The sequence below is a fragment of the Companilactobacillus hulinensis genome (assembly GCF_003946555.1).
In the GTDB taxonomy this organism is placed as follows: Bacteria; Bacillota; Bacilli; order Lactobacillales; family Lactobacillaceae; genus Companilactobacillus; species Companilactobacillus hulinensis.
This window is the reverse complement of the sequence record NZ_RHOO01000036.1, coordinates 1-12,039: the sequence shown is the minus strand read 5'-3', so window position 1 is coordinate 12,039 and position 12,039 is coordinate 1. Positions and strand designations below refer to the sequence as shown.

The window sequence follows — 12,039 nt, the reverse complement described above, 5'->3', positions numbered from 1 at the left end:
ATTACTTAACTCCACTAACTGAAACTCCCTTGGTATCAGTCTTTTAAAAAGTGGCTAACTTGTTCTTGCAATTTGCGATAATTTATTAGTTGTGACAACACCTTTCTTTTTAATGATATTTCCCCAAGTATTCGTACTTGCGTTCACTGATACCAAAGAGTTTAGCATTCCAAGTAGTAAGAAAGACACAAAAATCATGCCTGAAATAACTCTTTTTTTCATATGTAATCCTCCTAAATTTTAAGCGTAATGATAATATATCATGTTGGACACTCAGAAAATAATTCAGATTTAAAATTAGTTCTTTCGAAAAATGAAAAAAGCATTCTCAATTGAGAATGCTTTCAGTAACCTTAAATCTTTGAATGCTTGTATCCAGCGTTAATTGCTGCTTGTTCGTTATCAAAGTAGACTACGTTGCTGGATTTGATCTTGAAGTTTCTTTGATTACTTGTATGGTAAATTTTAGAATCAGAATTACCAACGACTTTGTTCATTTGGCTTGTATTAATAAGAATAATTGCGCTTGGATCAGTTGTACTGGATGGCTTATTTGCGCTTGGAGTTTTAATAGTTCCATAGTTTGAAACAATCTTCGATAGGGAAATCGTAGGTACCCATTCGTTGGTTGCAACACGGTAGTAGGTTAATCCATCATTACCGGTAGTTGTTTTGTTATAGATCCACGATGAATTGTTAGATAATGCACGATTTTTGACACGTGTTAATTTGTTATTGTTTAGCGAATATAATGTAGCAATTTCGTTCGTTGTAACAATTCCTTTGTCTTTACCGATTTCCCCGTTGGTTGTGGTGTCGGCATTAACAGTGATTAGTGACTGTGCAGAGTCGAGTAACATAATTGCGGCTGCAATTATACTAGATATTACTGTCTTCTTCATAATTATCCCTCCAATATTTTATTACAATATTAATATATCATTAATACTTGTGAATTAATCAGCAAACGTGAAGTATATTACAAATTGGCGTCAGTAGCATTAAAATAGAACGTCAGGAATGAAATGTAGATATTAAAGTGTTATGATATTTCTGCGATACAATTAATGTATTGCAACTATTTTCTGTTCAAGATAACTAATATCGAGATAAGGTCAAACCGCCTTATCTCTTTTTTTGTCCGGATTTAGCATATTTCTTGCCTGATTTTCCGCAATTTCGTAATCTGGAATTACGAAGTATATTTCATAATTGCAAAGGAGAGAAATCATGTTTGAAAAAATTATTGTAGCAATCGATGGTAGTCCCGTTTCTTTTAGAGCATTGGATGTAGGAATGGAATTAGCACTTAAATTTGATTCCTCTATTGAGCTAGTTTCAATTACTAACACAAATAATATTCCTGTTACCGTGGGTATGTCTTATATGCCGATGGTCAATGATTTGGAAGGGATGACAAAGAAGCATCTAAAAACTGCGGAACAACAACTAAAAAATCAAGAAATCCAATATAACGTTATCTGTGAAAAGGGTGATCCTAGAGGTTTGATTGCGTCTGAAGTTCCCAAATGCACCAAGTCCGACCTGATTGTACTTGGTAAAACAGGTAAACATGCAATTGAAAAGTTCTTAATTGGATCGGTCGCACGACATGTGGTTGAGAAGGCTGAGATTCCAGTAATGTTAGTTGATTAGTATAAATTATTTCATTTTTTATTATGTTCGATTAGCCGTAGAATTAAGTTGTGTTTCAGGGTAATGTTTTTACATGGATAAAATTAAATTTGTAATAGCTGACAAAGCACTAAAATATATTGAAAGTTTGAATAATGATGTTCAAGGTAAAATATTTTCCTCTGTAGATTTTATTGTAAATAATGGATTCACTAAGAAAAGTAATAAGATACCTTTAAAAGAATTAAAACACGCTGAAAAGTTAAGGCATGATTATTTGAATAAGGGGATAAATGGATGAAAACATTTAATTTCGAAGATTTACTTAAAGAGAAAATGAAGAATGAGGAATTTAAAAATTCATTTGAGAAGGAATATCAGAGACTCACAGACATCAAAGTGAATGATGATGTTGTTAAATGTGATTTTAGAAACAAAACAAGCGCTGAGAAAAAGTATATGTGATACAAGATAAGGGACCTGCCAACTAAATGGCAAGTCCCTTTTGCATATGCAGTTGGTAATATTCATTACCAGCGCTATCCAACATTTCTGACCAATCTTTGAAGACGGTCGTTTGTGAGACAATCAAGTCCCAATTGTTTTGATCAATTTTTTCAAGTGTTACTTTATCAACCACACCAATAGCTTTCATGAAGTCTTCAATACAGAAGTACATAGTATTGCGTTCCATGAAGTCATTTGAAAAGTAGTGTATGAATGGAATATCCTTGAGATTCTGCCTAATAGCACATTCTCTAGAAATCCGGTCTAAAATAGTTTCCCCAGCTTGCACGAAGATTCCCCCTATATAGGAACGATTTATGAATTCTCATGTAATTTTTCTTTTAGATTATCAATTTCGTGATGTAGCTCTTTGTTCTCTTGGGACAATGTATCTAATTTTACTATTATCTGATCTAATTTCTCATTACTTTGACTGTTGGTCTCAGGCGTGAAGTAGTTGGTAATCGTACTAGTAAGTGTACTGACGAAGCCAATTCCTACTATCATTAATAAAGATGAAGCAATTTTACCGACCAATGTCGTTGGTGCAATATCGCCATAACCAACCGTAGAGGCAGTCACAATAGCCCACCAGAAGGATTCCCCCAATGAAACACCTTCTGCCATGGAATACATGATTGCAGCTGTGATTAATACAATTGTACAAACTATAAATAAATATATCAATCCATTAATTTTTAAAAACTTTTTAAAGTGCTTTTGAAGCTTGCCGGCAGTCCCCATAAATCTCAGTAGAGCAAATACTTTTAAAGCCTGAAAAACACGAAATACTCTGAAAACACGGAAAAAACTAAAGATTGAATAAAATGGGATGATTGCTAAAAGGTCAAAGATGTTTTTGCGGAAAAATACTAGTTTATCTTTGGCTAAGATCCATCTAGTAAAATAATCAATTGTGAAAATAGTTAGTGTCGTTATATCTATCAAATTATATGGAAGTTTGTTGACATCAATGCTTGGAATGAAGCTCAATACAAGCGTGATAAGCGAAAGCAGTCCGGAAGCAATGATTACTACATAGTAGGCAATTCTCAATTTCTTGTTGTTTAAAATATTATTATACGTTTTCATATTAGATCTTCTATCTATTTGTATTAATAATACTGATCAAATGCCTCTCTAGTTATTATCATAGCTTATTTACAAATTGATTTAAATAAGTAAAGTAAACAATTATATTGTACCCAAAAAGGCTCTATATCAGAATCTATCGATTCTAATATGGAGTCTTTGATTTCTAATGCAATTTGTAAATGATAAAACTGATTACGAAACAATCGGTTAGTCCTGACCATGCAAATATAGATTAGGTAAATTATTTAAGAATTGCTCTCTTATTTCATCTGATGTTGTTTTAGCTTCACCAAGGTGAATCCAGTTCGTATGTTTAGAATCAATCCCAATATCTGAAAATACTCGGTTGATCAGATTACTCTGAATCGGATCACCGGATTCATTTTTTAGGTAACTTTTAGTTATCGTGGCCGTTGTTATAATGGTTGCTTTCTTGATGTAGGTCAATAGACCGTGCCATTCTGGTTTACCTTCATATGCGAAATCCTTCAACATTACTTTATCAAAGAATCCTTTAAGCTCTGCGGGAATTTGGTGCCACCATATTGGTGTAATGAAAATTAATTCATCGGACTGACTTATCATTTTTTGGTAATGTTTGACTAACTGATAAGGTGTTTCACCGCGACTGAAGAGGCGTAATTCTTCTTTTGAAAAACGTGGATTGAAGTCGTCTTGATATAGATCAATCACTTGGTAAACTTGCTTGTTTTGCTCAAAATAATCGGCTAGGCGTGTCAAGATACCATGATTAAGACTGCCTTCATAGGGATGTGCATAAATAATAGTTTTCATTAATGTTTTCTCCTTCAAGTTGATGGACTGAGTTTATGATATAATCATCATTCAAACAAGTACGCAAATTAAAGTGCGGTACTAACCAAAAGGAGAGTGTAATGGCGGATATCGATTACATTAAAGAAAATCGTTTACAGGATACTGGTTTTGCTTATACTTTACGATTAATTGGCGGAAAATATAAAATACAAACACTTTATGCTATTCACCTAAACCACCAGCCACTTCGTTACAACGAACTTAAACGTTTACTTGCTCCAATTTCTTTCAAGACCTTAACCAATACTTTGCGAGAACTAGAATCTGACGGATTAGTGCATCGTGAAGAGTATCCACAGATTCCACCCAAGGTTGAGTATAGCCTAACTGAATTGGGTGAGTCCTTGATTCCCGTAATGAAAGGTATTTGTAATTGGGGCGAACGTCAAAAATTAGAATAAATGGATAACTCATAAAATAGGTTACGCACGTCTGATAGGTTTTTTTCAAGTTTAGTTGTAAAGAAATAGAGTCATCATCAATTTGATTATTCAAGTTGATGATGACTCTATTTCTATTCTCTGAATATTAATGATTTTTTATAATGATTAAGAATGGGTCTGTAATTTACCAGAATCCAGGATATCCTGACCCAATTCAAACTATTTTTTTAAAAAGGTAAGCACATTCTTCTTACTTGATTTCATATTCCCTGCTAAGAACGAAATTATGACTGCTACAACAGAAGATACAGATTCCCATACCGACCATTTAAAGACTAGTGTTAAAACTAACATAATAGCAACTGAAATCAACAAGACTCCATCCTTAGGGCCTAATTTTATATACGGATACATCATCATCATATTTCACTTCCTTCATTGAATAAGCTCAATCAGGATTTATTGTGGATGTATCATTTTTAGGTAGATTTTTGTTACCTTCTAACGCAGCTTTATCAGAGCCTTGAGACAATTAGGCGCATGGTCATTGCCAGAAAGTTCTGTCTAAGCTAACTGAGACTATACACTGAATTGTTTACGAAATTAGGGATAACCTTACCGATAGGTAGCGAGTTTACCAAGTGTAGCGGATGGAACACAGGCAGATTCCGTAAAACCTTGACAACTGTGCGTCTATCTCTGGTAGGAAGAAGTCTAGGAATAATTCAACGTCCATTTAAACCCTAAGAACAGTATACATCTCTTTTATTTTTGCGAAAACCCTTTCATATAGAAACTTTGATAGGTGTATTTTCTCTTACATTTTTAATAATTGAGTAACCTTAATCTATTCACCTTCACCAAGTAATCTGGCAACTTCATTCTCATTATGTGCTAACCAACCACAAGCTGCAGCAGCAATAGCACCAACTAAGTCATCCAAGAACACGTTGATCTTGCCGGTTGATTTATCGTTCAGTTTAGCTAAAACACCGTGTTTTAATTTGTCGACGTAACCGTAGTTTGTGACAGACACAGAGCCATACAAACTTGCCAATGTTATGGCCATATTTTCATCAATGCCATAGGTCGATTCATCAGTTTTCATGATACGTTGCATAGGGGATGATAATAGTCCCTTTTCGGCTAGCACGTCTAGTTCAATTCCAGTCATGATAGCGTTTTGAGCTTCACGTTTATGTAGAACCTTTTTAATAGCATAGATCGATATACCTTCATCTAGCCCAGGCACATAGTCCTTTTCTAGGAAGATAACAATTTCAGCGATGTCTGGTAATGTAACGCCACGTTCTTCTAGATTTCTAATGATATGTTCATAATATTCTTTGTCTTGTTCAGCAAATGATGCCATAAAATCCCTCCAGATTAGTTCTCTGATAACCATTCCGATTTGAATTCATTTAAGAACTCGTACATGAATTGTTGACGATGCAAGGCGATACGCTTTGCGGTCGGTGTATTCATCATACCTGTCAATTTTAGCAGTTTTTCATAAAAATGATTAATGATAGTCTCGTTATCAAGATTACGGTATTCAGCTTTACTCATTTTTTCACGTGGTTTAATAGCTGGGTCGTAGATTGTTTCAGCGTTCACGCCACCGTAATAGATAGCACGGGTAATTCCAATCGCACCGATGGCATCTAATCGATCAGAATCTTGAACCACTTGACCTGCAAGTGACAGTTTGGGAGGGTTCTTGCTTAGTGATTTACTAAATGAGAGATTATGCGTGATATACATTATCTCTTCAACTTGAGACTCATTCAGGTTAATGCTCTTCAAGAATTTTTTGATTTCAGATTCCAATTCAGCTGGATCATCGACCAATTTGTCGTCGGCAACATCGTGTAGGTAAGCGGCTCCTAGGGTAATCAGTTTGTCAGTCTTTTCCTCATTTGATAGGCGATTGGCCATTTTAACGACACGTTGAATGTGGTCGAAGTTGTGTCCGGTGTGATCTTTAACCATTTTGTTGTATGAAAATTTGCGAATCTCTTCAATTTGTTGTTCGTTAGTCATAATATAAACAGTCCTTCAAAATATGATATATACATTCTAGCAGAGAATGCGGTTTGTGCTATGTTAAAAAGTAATATTGTATTAAGATATAACTATAACTTAGGGAGGTAGTAGAAAATGAATTATATCAACAAAGAGATTCCAGATTTTGATGTTAAAGCATATCATAATGGCGAATTATTGAGTTATAACAAAGATAATCTACTTGGCAAATGGTCAATTTTGTTCTTCTATCCAGCAGATTTTTCATTCGTATGTCCAACCGAGTTGCAAGATCTACAAAAAAACTATGCTGATTTTAAAGCAAATGATGCTGAAATTTATTCAGTTTCTGTCGATAGTGAATTCTCACATATGGCATGGGCTGAGAATACTGATAGCATAGGTAAGATTGAATATCCAATGTTGGCTGATCAAAAACATCAGTTGGCAGACTACTTTGACTTGATCGATTCAGAAAGTGGTCAAGCTTATCGTGGTGTATTCATCATTGATCCTAAAGGTATTATTAAGTCATATACGGTTAATGCAATGGGTATCGGACGTAACGCTGAAGAGATTCTTAGAACTCTGGAAGCTGCACAATTTGTTGAAGAGAATGGCGACAATGTTTGTCCTGCAAATTGGCACCCAGGTGAGAAGACGATCGTACCAAGTGGAGACTTAGTAGGTAAAATTTAAATTTAAAATATTTATGGACCTCTTTTTGAGGTCTTTTTTTGTATTCTACATGTGGTATGTGGATAATGTATAAAATACTACATATAGTGTAAATAATTATAAAAATTAATTTTATACTTGAATCGTTGTGATACTGGGCTGTATCACAATTGTGTTATCATTCACGAAAATTAATTTAAGCAAAGGTCTTTCAGTGAAGCGTTAATTGGTGGTATGATTTTATCTGTTGTTCAAATATAAGGGGAACAAATAAGTTTCAAAAGAGTGAGGAGAAGAATTAAATGACAAGTATTTTTAGCCCAAAGTGGTATGTCGAACAAATGAAAGGTTGGAGTTTTAAAAGTTACATGCTTTTAATGTTTGGTTTGGGTGCCATCACTGCTTCAACACTTTCACACAGTATGTCAGGTATTGCCGTTGCTACATGGTTTGCCGGTGTTCTAGGATTTACATGTACAGTTGCAATCACTAACGCCAAGCCTTTAAATGGTGTGTTAGGTTTAGTTTCAGCACTTATTTATATTTTCGTAGCTATTAACGCTAAGAACTTTGCTGATGTTATTTTACAAACAAGTTATATTATCCTTTTGGATATTCCTGTTTTGATCAGTCCACAATGGGCAAAGGATGCTGAGAAGCATATCCATGGTCTTACAGGTACAAAATGGCTACTTACAGCCTTATTCTTCTTTGCATCATGGGGTCTTCTTTATTTGATGGATACACATCTATTTATCAGTCCTAGACCAGTAATTGATTCAGTTGCTAGTGCTATTGGTTTCACAGGAGCTTTGTTATGTACATTGCGTTTCCGTGAACAATATTATTTCTGGACTGTTCAAGGTATTATGTCAATCGTTCTTTGGGGTGTTACAGCAGCTCAAGGAGATGCTAGTCCTGTTCTATTCTTGACTTACATCATGTACTTCATGAATGATATGATTGCATTCTTCGATTCACATATTCACTGGTTCCACAAGGTTGATTCAGCCTCAACTTCAGATGTTGAAGATGCTGAACAACAAATGAACTAAATATTTTAATATTAAAAAGTTGAGTTGAGTAGAAAACTCAACTTTTTTTTTGGTAAAATGCTAATATATGATTTACTAGAATATAAAATATAAAGTGGGTTAGTTATATGCGTGGGAAAAAAGTTCTAAAAGGTGCGTTGATATCTCTAGTTGGCGTGTTAGTAGTTGCCGATTTAGCGGGTGGAGCATATTTGTTCAATTATGCCTTCAAGAAAGGCAGTTACAGCAGTACTTTAGTTACCGGACCATTGAAAGGAAACAATCGCTGGTTTAATGCTTCGGAACAACAGATCTGGACGGAAAAGTCAAAAGACGGATTGGAATTGAAAGCAAGATATTTGCCGGCTGAACAAAAGACCAATAAAACAGTTGTAGTTGTTCATGGATATGGAAGTGCCAGCAAGTATATGGGATCGTTTGTAAAAATGTTTCATGATGCTGGATATAACGTTCTTGCACCTGATAACCGTTCGTTTGGGTTGAGCGAGGGTGAATATGCCGGATATGGTTGGAAAGACCGAGAGGACATGCTAGGCTGGATCAAACGTGTCAATAAGACGAATGGATCTGGGTCACAGATTGGGTTATATGGTATCAGTATGGGTGCTGCTACTGTAATGTATACATTAGGCAAGCATCCTCAAAATGTTAAATGGGCGATTGAGGATTGTGGTTATTCAACGATTTCTGGTGAGTTAAGTTACCAACTCAAAGAAATGTTCCATTTACCAAGTTTCCCATTGGTTCAAACAGCAGCTGTTTACTCCAAAATATTCGCAGGATATAACTTCTATGAGGCTAATACTAAGAATACTTTGAAGAAGAGCCATGTTCCGTTGTTCTTGATTCATGGATCAAAAGATACCTTTGTTCCAACAAGCAATATTTATGAGAATTATAAGAATGCCAATGATCCTAAGAAGATGTGGATCGTTAAAGGTGCTGAGCATGGCAAGGCATACAATATGGACAAAGCAAAATATATTAAGAATGTTACAGAGTATGCTGCAAAATACTTCAAATAAAAAATGGAAGACAATTAGATTTGTCTTCCATTTTTTTATCTAAGTGAAATATTTTCTTTATAGATATTATTTTCGCTGTGATATGTTATTTCGACTGACAGCGTTTCTTCGTTTTGAAATGTATTCTTTATCTTAAATGACTGTTCAGGATTAAGCGGTTTATTGTCGTAGTCATCTATTTTGTCGGAATTGTTGATGGTTATTGAGTTGATGATTCCTTGTGATCTGCCGGTATTATGAATAATGATATTTTTGTCGTTTAATTTAACAGTCAAATATGGTCGTTGAAATTGTTCAATTGTGCGGGCAGTCTTCTTAAGGGATGAGTTCATCTTAAAGATTGAAGTTGAAAGTAAGACGACTCCGATAATACTTGTAATTGCGATAATAATGGCTGAAATAGCTAGAGCAAATTCATTGAATGGTAACATGTCTGATCTCCTTACGTTTTTGTAACGTTTACGAACGCTTCTGCAAGGTCTATTTACTTGCGGTTCAGTCTCCTGAATAATGTAGTTAAAGAGTTATATAGAGGAGATTTGTATGCAGAAACTTAGTTATAATCGAGAAACTTTCAAAATAATATTGATGCTATTAATGGTTTTGGACCACATTCCAGAATTTATTTCACCATATTGGGCAGATGCATTCCACATAATTACGCGTGTCGTTGCCGTTGGGTTCGGATATTTGGTAATTGAGGGACTACATTACACGCACAGCAAGAAGGATTACTTGTTACGATTAACGGGTTGGGGAATATTCATGGGAATTGGTAACTTCATTATGAACCAATTCTTGAAGCCTAGCTACCAGATGTCGATACTTGGCGATAATATTTTTGTTACTTTGGCACTAGGTGCCGCCATTGTCATGTTGTGGAATTCAGCACAACGCCGTAACAAATATATTGCCTTTGCATTGCTATTAGTTGGCTGTATTCCAATTTTAGAAGGTAGTTATTTATTGCTTCCATTCATGTTCATTACTAGCTTAACTTATGGCAACGTTAAGCAACGAGATTTGTCGTATTTAGTACTAGCAGTATTTTTTGGAATCTTGGAATTATCAATGAGTGTCCCGGCCATGGATACAAATAGCTTGTTGTCAATCTATGATGGGATCGCCATGAATGCTAGTAGTATGTTCTTCATTCTAATTGTGCCAATGTTACATTTGTACAACGGAACTCAAGGAAAACTGGGCCGTGAAATGAAATACTTATTTTATGTATTTTATCCAGCGCATCTATGGATCATTCATTTGGTCGCTAATTATTTGGGTAAATAAAATTAAATTGTTGACGTGATGTCGTTATCGACATATACTAATCATTGTCGATAACGACATAGGAGAAATTTATGAATAAACAATTTAAAACTTTAGATGATTTTTTAGGAACACACTTTATTTACACTTATGATAATGGTTGGGAATATGAATGGTATGCCAAGAATGATCATACTGTTGATTACCGTATCCATGGTGGTATGGTAGCTGGTCGCTGGGTCACAGATCAAGAAGCAAATATCGTCATGCTAACAGAAGGTATCTACAAGATCTCGTGGACAGAACCAACTGGTACTGATGTTGCCTTGGACTTTTTACCAAACGAGAACAAGATTCATGGTACTATTTTCTTCCCTAAGTGGGTTGAAGAACATCCAGAAATCACTGTGACATATCAAAATGAACACATTGATCTAATGGAAGAATCACGTGAAAAATACGAAACATACCCAAAATTGGTTGTTCCTGAATTTGCTAATATCACATACATGGGCGATGCTGGAGTCGAAAATGAAGACGTTATTAGCGAAGCTCCATATAAAGAACTACCAGATGATATTCGTCAGGGTAAGTATTTTGATAAGAATTATCACAGAATTGATAAATAGAATTGTTATTGCTTCGTCTGATGAGATAAGATTTATGGTGAGAAGTTTGGAAGTAGGAGAAATGTATGCCTAAAAAAAGAGTATTACCATATATATTGTTGGGATTGATCAATAATAAAACCAGGTTGTCAGGTTATCAAATAAGCCAAGAATTCAATAATGAAATTGGAGAATTTTGGCATGCATCACATAGTCAAGTTTATCCTGAATTACAACGAATGATCGATGATGGATGGATATGTCCAGATGATAATAACGATGATTCTAAATCTATTTTTTACCTAGTAACGTCTGAAGGAGCTTCTGTATTAACCGACTGGCTAAAAGAACCATTGTCGCAAAAAGACGATTTGTTTTCAGTTAAGCTGTATTTCATCAAGGACAAAAATAGTCCGATACTAAAAAAGTTAATTGAGCAGCAAATGTCTATAAATAAAGCTCATTATTCACATTTGTTAGAGCGTCAGGAATTACTTTTTTCAAGTTCAGAGAATATTGACAATAACTATGGTCATTATTTGATTCTTACACGCGCAATTGAACGTGAGAAAAACCATATTGATTGGCTAACCAATACATTAAGTAATTTGAAATAGAAAATAATCTTACAAAATTGTAAGGTTATGCTAACGGTTCGGTTACATTGGTCAAAAGGTATTTACTAAACAAGATTTAAGCGTGATAATTAATATTGGTAAATGAATTTGAACATTTATCAAATAATACTACATATCATATTGCTAAATCCGTAACTAACAGCTTTGAAGTCTGCCCGACTTTGGAGCTGTTTTTTTTGGTTTGCTCCGGAAGAAAGTAATTTGAACCTGCTGATCGAGTAGGAGGTAAATTAATTACCGACCTCTCACACCACCGTACGTACGGATCCGTATACGGCGGTTCA

The 12,039-nt window shown here is 34.8% G+C and carries 19 protein-coding genes; 10 read left to right on the top strand and 9 right to left on the bottom strand.

What is annotated here, in order from left to right; translation table 11 throughout:
- Nucleotides 1–54: 54 nt before the first annotated feature.
- Complete coding sequence (locus EKM66_RS12665; RefSeq protein ID WP_164505145.1) at nt 55–222, bottom strand: hypothetical protein; 168 nt, start codon at nt 220–222, stop codon at nt 55–57.
- Between the two features lie 131 nt (nt 223–353).
- Nucleotides 354–902 (bottom strand): sunset domain-containing protein, encoded by a 549-nt coding sequence (locus tag EKM66_RS12160; RefSeq protein ID WP_125764963.1) that lies wholly within the window; start codon nt 900–902, stop codon nt 354–356.
- A 328-nt stretch (nt 903–1,230) separates the two neighbouring features.
- On the opposite strand from EKM66_RS12160, the gene EKM66_RS12155 reads away from it, so the two are divergent.
- The 3 genes from EKM66_RS12155 to EKM66_RS12660 all read left to right on the top strand — a co-directional run bounded on the left by EKM66_RS12155 (nt 1,231) and on the right by EKM66_RS12660 (nt 2,100).
- Nucleotides 1,231–1,656, top strand: coding sequence for a universal stress protein (locus tag EKM66_RS12155; RefSeq protein ID WP_125764961.1), 426 nt, complete (start codon nt 1,231–1,233; stop codon nt 1,654–1,656).
- 73 nt (nt 1,657–1,729) lie between these two features.
- The gene (locus EKM66_RS12150; protein WP_125764959.1) at nt 1,730–1,936 is read left to right on the top strand and encodes a hypothetical protein; all 207 of its coding nucleotides are present in this window, start codon (nt 1,730–1,732) and stop codon (nt 1,934–1,936) included.
- Nucleotides 1,933–2,100: a hypothetical protein gene (locus tag EKM66_RS12660; protein WP_164505144.1), complete on the top strand. Its 168-nt coding sequence runs from the start codon at nt 1,933–1,935 to the stop codon at nt 2,098–2,100. Before EKM66_RS12150 ends, EKM66_RS12660 begins: the two co-directional genes overlap by 4 nt.
- Before the next feature lie 22 nt (nt 2,101–2,122).
- Here the strand turns inward: EKM66_RS12660 and EKM66_RS12145 are convergent, their stop codons facing one another.
- From EKM66_RS12145 to EKM66_RS12135, 3 genes are all read right to left on the bottom strand, one after another.
- Nucleotides 2,123–2,431: a hypothetical protein gene (locus EKM66_RS12145; protein ID WP_125764957.1), complete on the bottom strand. Its 309-nt coding sequence runs from the start codon at nt 2,429–2,431 to the stop codon at nt 2,123–2,125.
- Between the two features lie 26 nt (nt 2,432–2,457).
- Entirely contained in the window at nt 2,458–3,234 is a 777-nt protein-coding gene (locus EKM66_RS12140) for a potassium channel family protein (protein WP_125764955.1), read from the bottom strand.
- A 210-nt stretch (nt 3,235–3,444) separates the two neighbouring features.
- The gene (locus tag EKM66_RS12135; protein WP_125764953.1) at nt 3,445–4,032 is read right to left on the bottom strand and encodes an NAD(P)H-dependent oxidoreductase; all 588 of its coding nucleotides are present in this window, start codon (nt 4,030–4,032) and stop codon (nt 3,445–3,447) included.
- A gap of 101 nt (nt 4,033–4,133) precedes the next feature.
- Here EKM66_RS12135 and EKM66_RS12130 point away from each other — a divergent pair, with 101 nt between their 5' ends.
- Nucleotides 4,134–4,475 (top strand): winged helix-turn-helix transcriptional regulator, encoded by a 342-nt coding sequence (locus EKM66_RS12130; RefSeq protein WP_125764951.1) that lies wholly within the window; start codon nt 4,134–4,136, stop codon nt 4,473–4,475.
- Between the two features lie 201 nt (nt 4,476–4,676).
- Here the strand turns inward: EKM66_RS12130 and EKM66_RS12915 are convergent, their stop codons facing one another.
- From EKM66_RS12915 to EKM66_RS12115, 3 genes are all read right to left on the bottom strand, one after another.
- A complete protein-coding gene (locus tag EKM66_RS12915) occupies nt 4,677–4,877 on the bottom strand; it encodes a hypothetical protein (protein ID WP_125764949.1) in 201 nt (66 codons plus the stop codon).
- A 427-nt stretch (nt 4,878–5,304) separates the two neighbouring features.
- Nucleotides 5,305–5,829 carry a phosphatidylglycerophosphatase A family protein gene (locus EKM66_RS12120; protein ID WP_125764947.1) on the bottom strand — a complete coding sequence of 175 codons (525 nt, stop codon included), beginning with the start codon at nt 5,827–5,829 and terminating at the stop codon, nt 5,305–5,307.
- 14 nt (nt 5,830–5,843) lie between these two features.
- Nucleotides 5,844–6,500 carry an HD domain-containing protein gene (locus tag EKM66_RS12115; protein ID WP_125764945.1) on the bottom strand — a complete coding sequence of 219 codons (657 nt, stop codon included), beginning with the start codon at nt 6,498–6,500 and terminating at the stop codon, nt 5,844–5,846.
- Between the two features lie 117 nt (nt 6,501–6,617).
- Here EKM66_RS12115 and EKM66_RS12110 point away from each other — a divergent pair, with 117 nt between their 5' ends.
- From EKM66_RS12110 to EKM66_RS12100, 3 genes are all read left to right on the top strand, one after another.
- Entirely contained in the window at nt 6,618–7,181 is a 564-nt protein-coding gene (locus tag EKM66_RS12110) for a peroxiredoxin (RefSeq protein WP_125764943.1), read from the top strand.
- A gap of 281 nt (nt 7,182–7,462) precedes the next feature.
- Nucleotides 7,463–8,215, top strand: a complete 753-nt coding sequence (pnuC, locus tag EKM66_RS12105; RefSeq protein WP_125764940.1) for a nicotinamide riboside transporter PnuC — start codon at nt 7,463–7,465, stop codon at nt 8,213–8,215.
- A gap of 107 nt (nt 8,216–8,322) precedes the next feature.
- The gene (locus EKM66_RS12100) at nt 8,323–9,240 is read left to right on the top strand and encodes an alpha/beta hydrolase (protein ID WP_125764938.1); all 918 of its coding nucleotides are present in this window, start codon (nt 8,323–8,325) and stop codon (nt 9,238–9,240) included.
- A 35-nt stretch (nt 9,241–9,275) separates the two neighbouring features.
- Here EKM66_RS12100 and EKM66_RS12095 read toward each other — a convergent pair whose 3' ends face one another.
- Nucleotides 9,276–9,671 carry a hypothetical protein gene (locus EKM66_RS12095; protein ID WP_125764936.1) on the bottom strand — a complete coding sequence of 132 codons (396 nt, stop codon included), beginning with the start codon at nt 9,669–9,671 and terminating at the stop codon, nt 9,276–9,278.
- Between the two features lie 112 nt (nt 9,672–9,783).
- Here EKM66_RS12095 and EKM66_RS12090 point away from each other — a divergent pair, with 112 nt between their 5' ends.
- From EKM66_RS12090 to EKM66_RS12080, 3 genes are all read left to right on the top strand, one after another.
- Nucleotides 9,784–10,530 (top strand): TraX family protein, encoded by a 747-nt coding sequence (locus EKM66_RS12090; RefSeq protein ID WP_125764934.1) that lies wholly within the window; start codon nt 9,784–9,786, stop codon nt 10,528–10,530.
- Between the two features lie 71 nt (nt 10,531–10,601).
- Nucleotides 10,602–11,138, top strand: a complete 537-nt coding sequence (locus EKM66_RS12085) for a phenolic acid decarboxylase (protein ID WP_125764933.1) — start codon at nt 10,602–10,604, stop codon at nt 11,136–11,138.
- Nucleotides 11,139–11,203: 65 nt separating this feature from the next.
- Nucleotides 11,204–11,734: a PadR family transcriptional regulator gene (locus EKM66_RS12080; protein ID WP_125764931.1), complete on the top strand. Its 531-nt coding sequence runs from the start codon at nt 11,204–11,206 to the stop codon at nt 11,732–11,734.
- Nucleotides 11,735–12,039 lie beyond the last annotated feature (305 nt).

Bases quoted from the DNA above. Each gene is read 5' to 3' on its own strand.
- EKM66_RS12660 (WP_164505144.1), top strand. From the start codon at position 1,933: ATGAAAACATTTAATTTCGAAGATTTACTTAAAGAGAAAATGAAGAAT.
- pnuC (WP_125764940.1), top strand. From the start codon at position 7,463: ATGACAAGTATTTTTAGCCCAAAGTGGTATGTCGAACAAATGAAAGGT.
- EKM66_RS12085 (WP_125764933.1), top strand. From the start codon at position 10,602: ATGAATAAACAATTTAAAACTTTAGATGATTTTTTAGGAACACACTTT.
- EKM66_RS12080 (WP_125764931.1), top strand. From the start codon at position 11,204: ATGCCTAAAAAAAGAGTATTACCATATATATTGTTGGGATTGATCAAT.
- EKM66_RS12155 (WP_125764961.1), top strand. From the start codon at position 1,231: ATGTTTGAAAAAATTATTGTAGCAATCGATGGTAGTCCCGTTTCTTTT.
- EKM66_RS12150 (WP_125764959.1), top strand. From the start codon at position 1,730: ATGGATAAAATTAAATTTGTAATAGCTGACAAAGCACTAAAATATATT.
- EKM66_RS12135 (WP_125764953.1), bottom strand. From the start codon at position 4,032: ATGAAAACTATTATTTATGCACATCCCTATGAAGGCAGTCTTAATCAT.
- EKM66_RS12120 (WP_125764947.1), bottom strand. From the start codon at position 5,829: ATGGCATCATTTGCTGAACAAGACAAAGAATATTATGAACATATCATT.
- EKM66_RS12110 (WP_125764943.1), top strand. From the start codon at position 6,618: ATGAATTATATCAACAAAGAGATTCCAGATTTTGATGTTAAAGCATAT.
- EKM66_RS12100 (WP_125764938.1), top strand. From the start codon at position 8,323: ATGCGTGGGAAAAAAGTTCTAAAAGGTGCGTTGATATCTCTAGTTGGC.
- EKM66_RS12115 (WP_125764945.1), bottom strand. From the start codon at position 6,500: ATGACTAACGAACAACAAATTGAAGAGATTCGCAAATTTTCATACAAC.
- EKM66_RS12095 (WP_125764936.1), bottom strand. From the start codon at position 9,671: ATGTTACCATTCAATGAATTTGCTCTAGCTATTTCAGCCATTATTATC.
- EKM66_RS12665 (WP_164505145.1), bottom strand. From the start codon at position 222: ATGAAAAAAAGAGTTATTTCAGGCATGATTTTTGTGTCTTTCTTACTA.
- EKM66_RS12090 (WP_125764934.1), top strand. From the start codon at position 9,784: ATGCAGAAACTTAGTTATAATCGAGAAACTTTCAAAATAATATTGATG.
- EKM66_RS12915 (WP_125764949.1), bottom strand. From the start codon at position 4,877: ATGATGATGTATCCGTATATAAAATTAGGCCCTAAGGATGGAGTCTTG.
- EKM66_RS12160 (WP_125764963.1), bottom strand. From the start codon at position 902: ATGAAGAAGACAGTAATATCTAGTATAATTGCAGCCGCAATTATGTTA.
- EKM66_RS12130 (WP_125764951.1), top strand. From the start codon at position 4,134: ATGGCGGATATCGATTACATTAAAGAAAATCGTTTACAGGATACTGGT.
- EKM66_RS12140 (WP_125764955.1), bottom strand. From the start codon at position 3,234: ATGAAAACGTATAATAATATTTTAAACAACAAGAAATTGAGAATTGCC.